This is a genomic window from Sutterella sp. KLE1602 (assembly GCF_001578585.1).
Classification (GTDB): Bacteria; Pseudomonadota; Gammaproteobacteria; order Burkholderiales; family Burkholderiaceae_F; genus Sutterella; species Sutterella wadsworthensis_A.
Window position 1 is genome coordinate 1 of sequence record NZ_KQ968573.1, and the last position, 13,166, is coordinate 13,166.

Below are 13,166 nucleotides of genomic sequence, written 5' to 3' on the forward strand. Positions count from 1 at the left end.
GCGTTCCACGGACTTCCGAGATGAACCTTTTTTTGGGGGGCTCGTTGGTGCTTCTGACGGTGGGAATTATGCGGCTCTTAAGCCTGTATTCAATAGTCAACAAACCGACCTTTTGACACGAGTCATCCGAAAGTAGTAATCCTTACACATCCCTTTGGCTGCTCATATACATAATTAGGATGCCCCCGAGGGTCTCAGGCCTTCGGATTCTCAGCACAACACACGGTCAAGCCCCCGGACCACACCATGTCGGAATTCTTCATCCTGAAGCCCTTCGAGCGAAAACGACTCTGCTACGGGCGTTTTCAATCGGCAACCCGTCCCCTTGAATGGGCGCGGGGCGCAACGCTCGCCGTCGACGTCGTCGCGGCGTCGGACATACCGCCATACGACCTTGCCATGCGCGACGGCTGGGCGGTTTCATCCCGTGACGATCATCGAGATATCGACGAAGTGTCGCTTTTAAACGGCACCCTCCCTGAACCCCTGAAAAGAGGACGCGCGCGATGGATCAATACGGGCGGAATGATACCCATTGGATGTGATGCCGTTATCGCCGCCGCGAGTCCCGACGATCGTGCGGCCGCCCGGCAGGCCGTCGCCTCAGAGCGACACGTTCTCCGACGCGGCGCTGACAGAAGGCGAGGCGAGGTGATCCTTAGGAAGGGAACGAGGCTCGGCGTTCGCGAGACGGCGCTTTTGAGCGAAGCGTGCATCGAGGAGGTGCAGGTATCGCGCACGCCGAGAATCCTGATCCTCGCGACGGGGAGCGAGATCACCATGGGCCCGAAGAATCCCGTCGCCTGCCGCCGCGCGAGCAATGCGGTGTATCTGCAGGCGCTTCTCGACGCCGCAGGGATCGAACGGAGCCGCATCGTCCGCCTCCCCGACGACGCGGACGAGATCGCCCGCGCGCTCGAAAGACGTGACGGGATCGACCTCATCGTGAGCATCGGCGGCACGGGCCGCGGCACCCACGACCTCACCCGCAGGGCGATTGCAGCTGCGGGCGGCACGGTCATCGAGGGCACGGGCGACGTGAAGGGCGCCCCGCCCTTCGTGCTTGCCGACCTGGGCGGCACGCCGCTCGTGGGACTTCCCGGCAATCCTCTCGGAGCCGTCATGATCATCCAGCGCGTGCTCCTCCCCATGCTCGAGGAGGACTTCGGCCTCACGCTCCCCCGCAGGGAAGTGGTCGATGCAACGCTTGCGTGCGACGCCGACATCGACGCCGAGGGCGACCTCTGCGTGACGCTCGACCGGAATGAGGAGGGGCGCCTCGTCGCCACGCCCGTCCGAAAGGGAAGCTGCCGCACAAGACTCTTCGCCGTCGAGGCGGGGACAGTGAGGGTGAAGCCCAGAAGCCTCAGGGCGGGTGAGACTGTACCGGTCGAGCGGTTCTTCAACTGAGCGAAACCGCATCCGAACAGAAAAGCATGCGCCGCACGGGACCTCTCCCTGCGGCGCTCCTTTTTTCTTTTGTCGTTACTCACTCAGGACTCCCGGGCTTTCCTTTGATGTTCCTGCCCTCGGTATACTTTCTTCAGGACCATCCACCCCGACAACGACCGCCCATGAGACAGATCTTCTTTGCCCTTCCCTACGTCTGCCCGAGAGAACCTGCGCGCATTGCGGACCTCATCCGCGAGCATGGGACGCTTCGCGATGTGGCGGCAGGCGAGGTTCTCAAGCGCGGCGGCGATGCGAACAGGCTCTTTCTGCTTGAAGAAGGCATCTGCGCCTACTTCGTGGCGGGAGCAACGACGGGGCACTCGACGATCATGTCGCTCCTTCTTCCCGGCACCACGCTCTGCGACATGACCTCGAGCGTCGGCCGCCGCTGCAACGTCGAGACGCGGGCCGTCCAGGCCTCCAAGGTCTGGTGCACGGCACCCGACTTCTATGAAAGGCACGTCTTCACGAATCCCGGGCTCGCCGTCGAAAAGTACCATCACGCCGTCGGCAAGCAGGAGGCAACGCTCGAAGGCATGATCGCGAACTTCACGCTCCCGCCCGAGCAGCGCGTCAAGATCCTCCTCAAGGCCGTGCTCCTTCATGAGCATGCCGGAATCGGCTCCGACTGGATGCGGATTCCCTATGACCTGCCCGCAGAGGTCATCGGGCAGACCGTCAACCTCACGCGCCAGACGGTCGCACAGACAATCGGAGACTGGCGCCGTGCGGGACTTGCCCGCCGCGTCGGTCGCCATCTCGAGGTTCTTCCCACGCTCTTCGACGACATCTACGACTGGATCGAGCATCGCGGCGGCTGCCTGCCGGACTGGCACATGGGCTGACGCACCATTTGTCACAACCAGAAAGGGGCGGTGGTCCGAAGACCGCCGCCCCTCATGTCATGAAGCCTTCATCAGAAGGCCTGTCCTGACCTTACTTCGTCTCATTGATGTAGGCTTCGGCCGATTCGACCGCAATGCGGGCCGAGTTGACCGCGAAACCGACGGTTGAGCCCGCCATCAGCAGGTCGTAGGAGTCGCCGTACATGCCGCCCACGTCATTGCCTGCGGCATAGAGCCCGCGGATCGGCGTTTCGTCCTGCGTCACGACTTCAAAGCGTTCATTGGCCTTGATGCCTCCGAGCGTGCCGAGCGACGAAGCGACCGACTTGATTGCGTAGAAGGGACCCGTCTTCACTTCGCGCAGGTAGGCCGGATCCTTTGCAAATTCGGCGTCATGACGCACGGCGCAGAAGCCGTTGTAGGCCTCGACGGTCTTCACGAGCTTCTTGAGATCCATGCCGGTGGCCTTGGCAAGGCCCTCGAGCGTGTCGGCCTTGAAGGCCCAGCCGCCCTTGACCGCATCAGCCCATTCCTTCTCGAAGTTCGTGAGCTTCGTGCCGACGGGAACCATCACACCGACACCGAGATCAATGCCCTTGTCCTTTTCCATGTGGTCGAGCGTGGCCTGATCGTACACGACGTACATCGTGCCGCCGATGCGTTCGAGAGCATTGCCCGCAAACGGCCACTCAAGCATGATCTTCTCGTCGCAGAAGCGCTCGCCCCTGGGCGTGAGCCACAGGTGCGGCTGCTTGGCGGTTGCGGAGACGTGGTTCGTCGTGCCGATCCCGCGGGGACCCGGGCGATAGGAGGCCTGAACCTCGCAGCCTTCCTTACCGCCGCCGGCGGACCAGGCCATCTGGATGCCGTCGCCGGTCTTGCCCTTCTGGGCGAGGCCGTCGGCATCAGGGAAGCGCAGGTACTTCTCGCGCATTTCCTTGTTGTCGAAGAAGCCGCCCGTGGCGATGATCGTTGCTTTCGCATTGACGGTGATCTTGTCGCCGTTCTTGTTCGTCGCGACGACGCCCTTCACTGTGCCGTTCTTGTCCTGGATGAGCTCCTTGCCCCAGGTGTTGAGCAGCAGCGTCTGGCCCGCATCCTTGTACTTCTGCTGGAAGAGATTGATCCAGCCGGCACCTCGGCCCTCATAGATGTGCCAGGTGTAGAGGCCGTTGGGATAGTTGGAGAAGAGCTTCTCGAACTTCACGCCGTTGGCCTGCATCCAGTCAATGGTCTCGCCCGACTTGTCGACGAAGGCGCGCACCATCTTGGCGTTTCCGCGCCAATGACCGTAGTTCATGATCTTCTGGAAGGCCTCGTCCTTTGTGAGTCCGTAGTTCCAGTTGCGCTGCATGGAGCTCTCGACGGCGAAGATGCCTTCGGAGAACTTGCCAGTGCCGCCGACCATCGCCTGCTTTTCGAGCGTGACGACCTTGAGGCCCTTTTCGGCAGCGGCCCAGCCTGCGGCGGTGCCCGCTGCGCCTGCGCCCACGACGACAACGTCGACATTGTAAGTTGCGTCAGCGGCAAAGGCAGGCGCCATGGCGGCTGCGACGGCCGCTGCCGTCATCGTGCGAAGAAACTTGTGCATTCCTATCTCCTGTTCATGGTCGTGACCCGCCCGGTCCGCGGGTCTCTTCTTCGTTCAGTCTGCAGGAGACAAGGCCGTCTGAGTGTCGTCACGCCGACACACGAGGGTTTTCACGGCCGTGCACTCAGTCAGAGCTTCCGGCAGAGCCCCGTCACGACGCCCTCGATGTTGAAGTCGTCCTTGTCGGTGATCTCGGTGACGGGATGAACGCCTTCCTTCGCGACGGGCACTAGGCGGCGTCCGTCTTCTCCGTATTCCTCATAGCGGCGCATCGTGAAGCGGGCGTTGATGTAGGCGAGCACGATGTCGCCCGACCTGGCGTCAAGCGAACGGTCGACGATGCACACGTCCCCGAACTCGATCCCCGCGGCCGTCATGGCCGTGCCCGTGCACCTCACGAGAAAGGTGGCGAGCGGATTCTTCACGAGCATGCGGTTGAGGTCAACCTTCCCCACCGAGCCCTCCCCGATCGGAGACGGAGACCCACAGGGCACTCGGAGCTCGACGCAGGTGATCGCCGCCACGCTCTCGGCGGGCGCAAAGCCGAGCGGCTCGAGCTCGTCCCAGCGACAGGACTCAAGGACGGCAGATCGGGACTCAAGAGCGGGCATGACGGGAATCCTTCTTTTGAAGAGGCGACGTGGTGATCAGGGTATCCTGAATCATAGCCTGCCTCAGCCAAACCGATGTTCCTCACGTTCACCCGTCACCGATCCAGCCTCAAAACGCGGGGACGAGTGTTTCCTGAAAAACGTTTATAGTTTTTGCGACAACGCGTGAATTCCGCGCACAAGCTTGCGGAACCACGCCTTTTTCAGGGTTCGCCCATCGTTCGTGTCCATTGTTTTTCGTCCGCTCATCATGGTGGCTTCATCCATCGTCCGTCATCGTCCCGTCAGGGACTACTCCTGCTGCGTCCTTGACAGCGCCTTCTGCTTCAGGGACTCCTCTCTTCCCGCGCCCGTCGTCATGCCGAGCCGCCGCGACTTCTTCAATCCCGCCGAGGCCTACGTCATGACGCTCGGCGACGGTCAGTCGAAGAAGCGCGTCATCCAGCTTCTCAACCAGATCTCGCGCTTCTTCGGCGCCGCCGACCTTCACGCCATGGAGTGGCAGATGCTGACCTACGACCATGTACTTGCCTTCCGGGAGACGCGCGTGCGCTCGGGCCTCTCGCCCGCAACCATCAACCTGCAGCTCTCCGTCATCAAGATGACCTGCAAGCAGTGCTGGCTCAAGAACCTCATGCCGCTGCAGACCTATGCAGCCATCAAGGAGGTGAAGTCCGTGCGCGGCGGCCGCGTACCGAAGGGCCGCGCCCTCCAGCCCGCCGAGTCGGGACGTCTTCTCAAGACCACCGAGGCCGACGGCGACATCCGCTCGAAGCGCGACGCCGCCATCATCGCGCTCGCGCTCGGCTGCGGGCTTCGCCGATCCGAAATCGCCTCTCTCCTTCTTGAGCAGGTCGACCACGTGCGCCACACGATCACGGTCCGCGGCAAGGGCAACAAGGAGCGCCGCGTCGCGGTGGCCGACGCCGTATGGGAGCGCCTCGCCGTCTGGCTCGAGGCCAGGGCGGGCGATCCCTGTCCCAACGTCTTCCTGGCGGTGCGCCGCTACGGCAGGATCTCGACGGGCCACTCCATCACCTCCTCCGCCGTCTACCAGATCCTCAAGACCCGCTCCAGCCAGTCGGGCGTCGAGGACTTCTCACCTCACGACCTCAGACGAACCTTCGCGACGAGGCTTCTCGGCGCAGGCACCGACATCAACCTCGTGCGAAAGGCCATGGGCCACGCCTCCGTCCTCACCACCCAGCGCTACGACAAGCGCGAGGACGAGGAGGTCGAGGAGGCGACGAGAAAAATCCTCATTTGACCCAACCAAACGGTCCTGCCCAAGTTCGGGAGGACCGTTTCGAAAACTGCGAAAGGCGCCGGAGCACGTCAGAACATCTTCTGCAGCGTTTCGTTCTCGCGCCTGTGTTCGGCTTCGGCCTCGGCCTTTTCCTGCAGGATGCGCTCGAGCTCCTTCTCGAAGGTGGCCTTGGAGATGAAGAGGAAGCTCACGGGAGAGCCGTGGCGCTCGTGGCCCGTCTCAACGACGGTCATGCCCGCGTCCTGCCAGTAGTGGTTGATGGAGCCGCGGTTTTCGTAGCTCGACACGGGGCCGAGGGCCGAAAGCTTCATGCGCATGGCGTCGACGCCGTTGCCGTCCGCGCCGTAGCGGACCATGAAGCCGAGTCCGCCCTTGAACTGCTCGACGGAAAGTGCGGGATGGCCTGGCAGAATGAAGCACGGCTCGCCGCGTACCTCGCCCGTCTTCACGAGCGAACCGTCGCGCTCGATCCTGCAGCCTGCGGCCTCGGCCTCGGCCTGAGCGACGAGAAAGTCGGTTTCACCCGGCGTCAGAATGCCAAAGAGCCGTCCGGCATGGGTGCGGGCGGTCTCACGGGCGCGTGCGATGCGCTCCTCGCGCTCGCGGGCCTCCTTCTCGGCGACCTTGAGGTTCGAGGCGGCAAGTTGGGCGGCGGCCAGCTCAGCCTGCTTCGCGGCCTCGGCCTTCGCCTGCTCCTCCTCGATGCGGCGCTTGACGGCGTCATAGTAGGAGACGGGCAGGATCTCGATCTCGTAGTTGCGCAGGATGCCCATCTCCTTGAGGACGATGGTTCGGTCGCCTGCGTTGAAGACCCAGTAGTGGGCGTTCTGCCTGCGGCCCTTCGTCGTGAGAGGCTCGCCCCAGCGGCGCTTGAGCGCGTTGATGAGCGCCTTGCGGTCGCCGCCCGAGCCGCCGTCGATCTCGATCACGTCGCGACCGTCCTCCCTGTTCTGGAAGAAGACCGTGACGGGGAAGCAGTTGGCGATGCCGCGCTCGTCGGGCAGAAGCCTGTAGAACCACCCGAAGGTGTGCTTCATGACGTCCTCGGGGTCCGCCTTCATGCGGTTGTTCACGCGGTAGTGGCAGCCCAGGTCGTTGAGACGCAGGAGAAGCTCCGTGTGCGTCGTCTTTTCGGGCGTGTAGATGCGGTTGACCTGGTCGAGGCTGCGCATGACGGCATCGGTGCCGTTCGAGCCTGCACAGACCGAAGTGGAAATCGCGGCAATCGTGCCGGCCGCGAGGACGGATAAGACGGATGCGCTTTTCATGAGCGGGGTGTTCTCAGGAATGTTTTCCGATTGAAGGCATTCTGAAAATTATAGGAAAAGCGACTGTCCGACTCATGTCCGGATGTAACAGCCTGTGCCCATGAAGAGCGCCGTCTCAAGGCTCCTCCCTCTCCTGCAGGTGTTCTTCGGCCTCCTGGACTTCGACGGGCGCATCGGCGGCAGGCTCCTGCACCGCCTCCGGGTCGATCCTCTTCCCGTCCCTCGCGTAGATTTCGACGGGTCCCTTCTCAACACCCCTCACGTAGGAGCGGATCTCGCGGGTGCCGTCGGGCCTCACGGTCGTCACGCGCCCTTCAAAGGAATCGTTCATGTAGTTCCCGAACACGGCGGGCTCGCCCGTCTCCTCGAAAAAGAGCGCAAACGGGCCCTGGCGCACGCCCGCAAGATAAGTCGTCTCCTCGACAAGCACGCCCTTTTCATTGAAGCGGCGGGTTCTTCCCTCGAGCTTCCCCGACCTGTATTCGGCCTCAAGACGCTTCGTGCCGTCGGGCGCGAACTCCCTCACCATCCCGTCGAGCACGCCGCGCGCATGGGTTTCACTTCTGAGCAGGGTGCCGTCATCGCCGTAAAGCCTGCGTTCGCCGTCAAGACGCCCGTCCTTGTAGAAGGCTTCCTCGAGAACGCGTCCCGTCCTGCGTGAGGTCCTGACGGCGGGGCCCTCGAGCTTGCCGGCGACCCATTCGGCCGTGGCCACGGGCTCGCCGTCGTCGAACGTGACGGACCTTCCCTCCCTGACGCCGTCGATCACGGGCGTGATCGTGATGAGGCCTCCTCCCTTGAGGACGTCCGTCTCGGTGATGCGGCCGCTGTACACCTTCCCCTTCAGCCAGTAGAGGCCGTCCTTCACCACAAGCCTATGGACGGGTTCTGACGGCAGATGCAGATAGAGTTGGTAGCGGAAGGGCCAGGCGGCGGCGAGAACGGCGCAGGCGCCGAGAAGCGTCAGCGTGAAGCGGCTCTTGATCATGGGCGGGCTCGAAACTTGCGTACGGAAACCTAAAAGAATGCCACAAGTCGAAGCGCCCCGCACGAAATCGGGCAGTCCCGTCCGCGGCATTCACCGTCTGAGTGCAGTGAGCGAGACGCCGATCGCGAGCAGCAGCATGAAGATCTCGCGCCAGCCCGCCGCCTCGGCGATCAGGGCGCCGATCATGGGTGCGGTGACGGGCGCAATGCCCTGGATGGCGCCCACGACGGCCATCAGGGTCGCAAGCTCCCTGCCCGCATGCAGGTCGGCCGCAATCGAGCGAGACATCACGACCGCACCCGAGGCGCCGAGCCCCTCGAGAAAGCGCATCGCGATGAAGGTCTCGATGTCGGGCGCAAAAACCGCACCCGCCGTCGCGAGCGAAAAGACCGTGAGGCTCGCCGCGAGCGGAATCCTGCGCCCGCGGGTGTCGGAAAGCGGATCGATCCAGAGCTGCCCGGCGGCAAGCCCCCACATCGTGGCGGAAAGACCGAGTTGCACCATCGAGGCGGGCGCGCCGAAGTCGACCGTCTGATCAGGAAGCGTCGGAAGATAGAAGTCGGTCACGAACGGACCAAAGGCGGAGAGAAACGCCAGGAAGACGATCAGAAAGGCACGGGAGTTTCGAGGCGTGCCCTCTTCGTGAATGGCTGTCGTTTTTGTTCTGTACTTGTGCGCTGTGGTTGCCGCATGCGCCGCAGGCGAATCGAACGACGCCTCGGACTGCGCGTGGATGATCCGATTCTATCCGCGAACCTTGTACGAATCTTAAGGCTCGCATAAGAATCCAGAACACGACGCCTCTCGCCGAGACAAAAAAAGCCCTGCAACCGCATGGAGCAGGGCTGAAAATCAAATCCACCGACCGACCGGCAGATCTTGCTGAATTCGGGGCGGACCCACAAAATCCGTTCCCGAACGGACGCCGGCAACCCCGCAAGCAAGTAGGCGGGAAGCACAAGCGACAAGAGAAGCATACAGGGAATCCGCCCGCCCGTTTGCCCCCCGTTCACTCGCGAATCCGCCGCGACGAGACCGTGAATTGCGTTTTCCGCAATTCGAAGCATGCGCAAAAGCTGCCCTCGCTAAATTTCTTTCTTTTCATTGGCACGGCGCACGACCGGACGCCCGAGCGCGTCGTCGCGAATCTCTCCCAGCCCGCACACGAGAACAAAACAATTCTCACTCCCCTTCGCGCCGTGCGAAATTCAATTGTCACATCCGTGCGCTCCCTTGAGCGGCCCGCACAAAACCCTAAATTCGCCCGAAACCTCACCCGTCCTACCCATTTCGGAATATGTGCCACGCAACAACTCAAACGGCCGTCACGAATATCACCCCTTCAGCCCCCATCGGGAATGGATGACCAGATGAGATCTCACCATACGGCACTTTCACTATCGTACGTAAAAAATCTTAATTATAAAATTCAGTATTTCTACTTAGCGTAATACAAAACTGCGTGCTCAAGAGTCGAGCAGGATCGTGCATCGTCGGTTCATGCAGGTCCTGCAGATGCGCGTGGGGCGGGATTGCGCTTACCGCTACGAAGTTGTCGGGAACCCCGGAAGGTGGCGAAAGCGGGTTTCCGCTCGTTCCGAGAGGGACTTCGCCGCAGCTGACGCCCGCTCTCCCGAAACTTCGTGAAAAGGGGCCGCCTGCGGACGTTCGCGGGCGGCCCCTTCAGTCGTCTTCGATAAGGAAGACGGAATCGGATTCAGGCTCAGGCGGCAGGGAGCTTCGGGAGAAGCGCCTTCATGCCCTCGGCGCCCGCGAGTGCGCAGGCCGTGAGGAAGACCATCTTGGGGCCTTCCTCGATGTGGATGGCGTCGTAGTACTCGTCGACGGTGTGGGTCCGGTACATCGCGCCGCCGCCCGAGAGGCAGGTGGCGGGGATGCCGAGGCTCACGGGCTTGTTGGCGTCGGTCGAGGAGCAGGTGTAGCGCTTGAGCTCGAGGCCGAGGCAGTCCATGGCGGCGCGGCTCGTCTGGAGGACGGGGCAGTCGTGCGGACGCTGGCCGCCCGGACGGTCGCCGATCATGATCACTTCGAGCCTGACCTGCTTCGCGGGATCCGTGACGCCCCAGATGGCGTTCTCCTCGGCCACGCCTTCCTCGAAGCACTTGAAGATCATGGCTTCGAGCGCGGCAAGATTGCCGTCGTCGAGCGAGCGCATGTCGACGTCGACCTGGCAGGAGGCGGCGATCGTGTTGACGCTCGTGCCGCCCTTGATCGTGCCGATCGTGAACGTAGTCCTCGGGCCTTCGGGCACCTTCACGTGCGCGACCTTCGCGCCCGCAAGGCACATGGCGTGGACCGCGCTCGGGCATTCCGAGAAGTTCGTCCAGGAATGGCCGCCCGGACCCGTGATCGTGAAGCGGTAGCGATGGCTGCCGATGGCGGCGTAAAGCAGACGACCCATGTCGGCGTTGTCCACGGCGAGGAAGCCGTCGATATGGTTCGTGCCGTTGAAAAGGTGCTTGGAGCCGCGGATGTCGCCGTTGCCCTCCTCACCCACGGTGCCGACGAACCAGATGTCGCCTTCGGTCTCGACGCCCGTCTCCTCGAAGGCGCGGATCGTCTCAAGAAGGCAGCGCAGGCCGCAGCAGTTGTCGGCGATGCCGGGCGCCCAATAGCGGTCGCCTTCGCGGCGGACCTTGATCGGCGTGCCTTCGGGGAACACCGTGTCCATGTGCGCGCCGATGGCGAGCACCGGACCGTCGCCCCTGCCGGGACGACGGCCGATCACGTTGCCGATCTCGTCAACGTGCACGTCCTTGAGGCCAAGCGCCTTCATGCGGCGCACGATCTCGGCGGCGCGGACCTCTTCATGAAAAGTCGGCGCAGGAATCTCGCAGAGCTCGCACTGCATGACCATCGCGGCCTCGGCGCCATCGTCGAGGAGCTTCATCGCCTGCTTGACGCGCGGCTTTTCAAAGAGCGCCCTGACGGGCTCGAGGTACTCGGGAAGAAGCGGAGGCAGTTCGGTCATGATGTCCATCCTCATGTTTGAATAGAAAGGGATAGTCCGCACGCTCGCACGAATCCTTTCCGGCGGGCGCGCGGCTTTGCCGCCAAATTCTATGCCCGCCGCCCGTTTCTTCCGCACGGGCTTCGGGAAAGTCCCGATCAGATGCCGCTGGTCTAAAATGCCTGCATTTCCGTCCGACTTTACGTCCTCCAGACGCCGTCCGCCCATGCCGCTTTCCTCAGTGCCCTTCGTCATCGAGTTTCCCTTCGTCCTCGGACGCCCCGCCCTGCTTCCCGATCCCTGGACCACGGCCCCCGCCCCCTGCGTTCTCGAGGCCCGCCGGCGCATCGAGGCTGCGGGCTTCGTCCCCGCGGGATTCACGGGACGCGTGGGCCTGATGCTCGTCGAACATGACGGCATCGTGCGGGCCGAAGCCCTGCTCGAGCCCGTGCGGGCCGAGCTCATGACCCGTTGGCAGGACGCGACCGCCGCGCTCGTACAGCCCCGCGTCGAGGACGAGGACGTGCGCGAGGCGCTCCTCGTCGACGGCAAGGGCCGCGGGACGACCTTCAGGGAGGTGCTCGCCGAGGTCTTCGCGCCGTTTCCCGACCGCGACGACGACCACGGCGGACGCGAGCAGCGCGCAAGGCGCGCCGTCTGGCGCGGCTTTCTCACCGACGGACTCGACGATCCGTGCGTGCGCCTTCTGATGCGCCGCAATGCCGACCCCGCCCGCAGGGATTCGAGCCGGCTCATCGCGCTCACGAGCTGGTGGCGGGGCCCGTCTCCGGGCTGGGACATCCGCCACGACGGCACCTTCTGCGCCCCGAAGTCGGGCGCAAGGTTCCTGCTCTCGAAGCTCCTCGAGGGCATTCCCCACGAGCCCCCGCGTCCCCAGCAGGATCCCGCCGGGACGGCCGAGCCGGAAGTCCTCTACGAGGACGACTTCATGGTCGTGGTCGACAAGCCCGCGAGGCTCGCCTCGGTGCCCGGCGGCAGCGAGACGACGAGCGCAAGGGAGATCCTCGAGCGCACCCGCGGCGAACTCTTCGTCGTGCACCGCCTCGACATGGGCACCTCGGGCGTGCTCGCCTTCGCCAAGACGAAGGAGGCCCTGAGGCCCCTCAACCTCGCCTTCGCCGACCGCACCGCACAGAAGACCTACATCGCGCGCCTCGAGGGCCTGCTCGAGGGCGAGGAGCGCCAGCAGGGCTCGATCGCACTCCCGATCGCGCTTCACTGGTTCGAGCGCCCGAAGCAGTGCGTGCTGCCCGTCTCCGAAGGCGGCCGCGAGGCCCTCACCGACTACGAGGTGATCGGCGTCGAGGACACCCCCGAAGGCCTCAAGAGCCTCGTGTCCCTGCACCCGCGCACGGGCAGAACCCATCAGCTGCGTGTGCACTGCGCACACCCCGAAGGACTCGGCCTTCCCATCGACGGCGACCCCTTCTACGGCACCCGCGGCCTCCTTGAGGAAACCCGCGAGCACAGGCTCTGCCTGCACGCCGCATCACTCAGGATCACGCACCCGATGACGGGCCGCCCGCTCGAAATCACCTCTCCGTTCGACTTTCCGACCTTCTAAAAGCAAACAGCCCCTGCGGAATCCCACAGGGGCTGTTTGCTTTTTGTCTGCCTTCGCCGCCCGACCTCTCGGGCTGGCGTTCAGGCTTGCGTCTTTTCCTTCGACGCCTCAGCGGCCTTTGCCTTCGCCTTTTCCCTCGTTTTTTCCTCGGCCTTCGCGGCCTTCTCCGCAGCTTTGGCCTTGGCGGCCCTGAGCTTGGCGGCCTCGGCTCTGGCGCGCTTGCGTGCAAGCGCCTTCTGGCGGCGGCGCTCCTTCTCGGCGGCCTCAAGCGCCTTGCGGGCGTTCACGTATGTTGCATGATTGGCTTCGAAGGTCTTGAGCAGCTCCTCCGCAAAGGCGCGGATGCGGGCCTGCTTTTCGGGCGAATGACGTGCCTGGAGTTCCTGAAGCGTAACCACGAGTTGTCTCCGTTTGTGTGTTGGTCCTGAATGTTCCGTTCCGGGGGATCGGAGCCTTCATGATACAGAATGCTGCGCCCGAATGGACGGTCCCGTCCAGGCCGCCCCTTCTCATGGATCTCCTCCCGAGCGCGCACATTTGAAGCTCCCCTGTCTAAGACAGAGGATTCACTTTGACCGTCAGACAGCT

General features: G+C 63.6%; 11 protein-coding genes. 4 read left to right on the forward strand and 7 right to left on the reverse strand.

Annotation, left to right across the window (positions count from 1 at the left end; translation table 11 throughout):
• Positions 1-246 precede the first annotated feature (246 nt).
• Positions 247-1,410 carry a molybdopterin-binding protein gene (locus HMPREF3036_RS10400; RefSeq protein WP_082897459.1) on the forward strand — a complete coding sequence of 388 codons (1,164 nt, stop codon included), beginning with the start codon at positions 247-249 and terminating at the stop codon, positions 1,408-1,410.
• Between the two features lie 164 nt (positions 1,411-1,574).
• Positions 1,575-2,297 (forward strand): Crp/Fnr family transcriptional regulator, encoded by a 723-nt coding sequence (locus HMPREF3036_RS10405; protein WP_062334240.1) that lies wholly within the window; start codon positions 1,575-1,577, stop codon positions 2,295-2,297.
• Between the two features lie 91 nt (positions 2,298-2,388).
• Here HMPREF3036_RS10405 and HMPREF3036_RS10410 read toward each other — a convergent pair whose 3' ends face one another.
• The gene (locus HMPREF3036_RS10410) at positions 2,389-3,888 is read right to left on the reverse strand and encodes an FAD-dependent oxidoreductase (protein WP_062334243.1); all 1,500 of its coding nucleotides are present in this window, start codon (positions 3,886-3,888) and stop codon (positions 2,389-2,391) included.
• Between the two features lie 128 nt (positions 3,889-4,016).
• Positions 4,017-4,499 carry a LexA family protein gene (locus HMPREF3036_RS10415; protein WP_062334246.1) on the reverse strand — a complete coding sequence of 161 codons (483 nt, stop codon included), beginning with the start codon at positions 4,497-4,499 and terminating at the stop codon, positions 4,017-4,019.
• 223 nt (positions 4,500-4,722) lie between these two features.
• On the opposite strand from HMPREF3036_RS10415, the gene HMPREF3036_RS10420 reads away from it, so the two are divergent.
• Positions 4,723-5,766, forward strand: a complete 1,044-nt coding sequence (locus tag HMPREF3036_RS10420) for a tyrosine-type recombinase/integrase (RefSeq protein WP_062334249.1) — start codon at positions 4,723-4,725, stop codon at positions 5,764-5,766.
• A gap of 68 nt (positions 5,767-5,834) precedes the next feature.
• Here the strand turns inward: HMPREF3036_RS10420 and HMPREF3036_RS10425 are convergent, their stop codons facing one another.
• The 4 genes from HMPREF3036_RS10425 to HMPREF3036_RS10440 form a co-directional block, all read right to left on the reverse strand.
• Positions 5,835-7,034 (reverse strand): hypothetical protein, encoded by a 1,200-nt coding sequence (locus tag HMPREF3036_RS10425; protein ID WP_062334252.1) that lies wholly within the window; start codon positions 7,032-7,034, stop codon positions 5,835-5,837.
• 115 nt (positions 7,035-7,149) lie between these two features.
• A complete protein-coding gene (locus HMPREF3036_RS10430) occupies positions 7,150-8,022 on the reverse strand; it encodes a toxin-antitoxin system YwqK family antitoxin (protein WP_062334256.1) in 873 nt (290 codons plus the stop codon).
• A gap of 90 nt (positions 8,023-8,112) precedes the next feature.
• Positions 8,113-8,760: an MFS transporter gene (locus HMPREF3036_RS10435; RefSeq protein ID WP_369818390.1), complete on the reverse strand. Its 648-nt coding sequence runs from the start codon at positions 8,758-8,760 to the stop codon at positions 8,113-8,115.
• A 985-nt stretch (positions 8,761-9,745) separates the two neighbouring features.
• The gene (locus tag HMPREF3036_RS10440) at positions 9,746-11,014 is read right to left on the reverse strand and encodes a M20/M25/M40 family metallo-hydrolase (RefSeq protein WP_062334262.1); all 1,269 of its coding nucleotides are present in this window, start codon (positions 11,012-11,014) and stop codon (positions 9,746-9,748) included.
• Between the two features lie 205 nt (positions 11,015-11,219).
• On the opposite strand from HMPREF3036_RS10440, the gene HMPREF3036_RS10445 reads away from it, so the two are divergent.
• Positions 11,220-12,578 carry an RluA family pseudouridine synthase gene (locus HMPREF3036_RS10445; protein ID WP_062334259.1) on the forward strand — a complete coding sequence of 453 codons (1,359 nt, stop codon included), beginning with the start codon at positions 11,220-11,222 and terminating at the stop codon, positions 12,576-12,578.
• A gap of 80 nt (positions 12,579-12,658) precedes the next feature.
• On the opposite strand, the gene HMPREF3036_RS10450 is transcribed toward HMPREF3036_RS10445, so the two are convergent.
• Complete coding sequence (locus tag HMPREF3036_RS10450; protein ID WP_005437189.1) at positions 12,659-12,976, reverse strand: hypothetical protein; 318 nt, start codon at positions 12,974-12,976, stop codon at positions 12,659-12,661.
• Positions 12,977-13,166: the final 190 nt, after the last annotated feature.

What these genes read in the sequence shown, in the direction of transcription:
- HMPREF3036_RS10440 (WP_062334262.1), bottom strand. Translation starts at nt 11,014, where the DNA reads ATGACCGAACTGCCTCCGCTTCTTCCCGAGTACCTCGAGCCCGTCAGG.
- HMPREF3036_RS10425 (WP_062334252.1), bottom strand. Translation starts at nt 7,034, where the DNA reads ATGAAAAGCGCATCCGTCTTATCCGTCCTCGCGGCCGGCACGATTGCC.
- HMPREF3036_RS10400 (WP_082897459.1), top strand. Translation starts at nt 247, where the DNA reads ATGTCGGAATTCTTCATCCTGAAGCCCTTCGAGCGAAAACGACTCTGC.
- HMPREF3036_RS10430 (WP_062334256.1), bottom strand. Translation starts at nt 8,022, where the DNA reads ATGATCAAGAGCCGCTTCACGCTGACGCTTCTCGGCGCCTGCGCCGTT.
- HMPREF3036_RS10405 (WP_062334240.1), top strand. Translation starts at nt 1,575, where the DNA reads ATGAGACAGATCTTCTTTGCCCTTCCCTACGTCTGCCCGAGAGAACCT.
- HMPREF3036_RS10410 (WP_062334243.1), bottom strand. Translation starts at nt 3,888, where the DNA reads ATGCACAAGTTTCTTCGCACGATGACGGCAGCGGCCGTCGCAGCCGCC.
- HMPREF3036_RS10445 (WP_062334259.1), top strand. Translation starts at nt 11,220, where the DNA reads ATGCCGCTTTCCTCAGTGCCCTTCGTCATCGAGTTTCCCTTCGTCCTC.
- HMPREF3036_RS10415 (WP_062334246.1), bottom strand. Translation starts at nt 4,499, where the DNA reads ATGCCCGCTCTTGAGTCCCGATCTGCCGTCCTTGAGTCCTGTCGCTGG.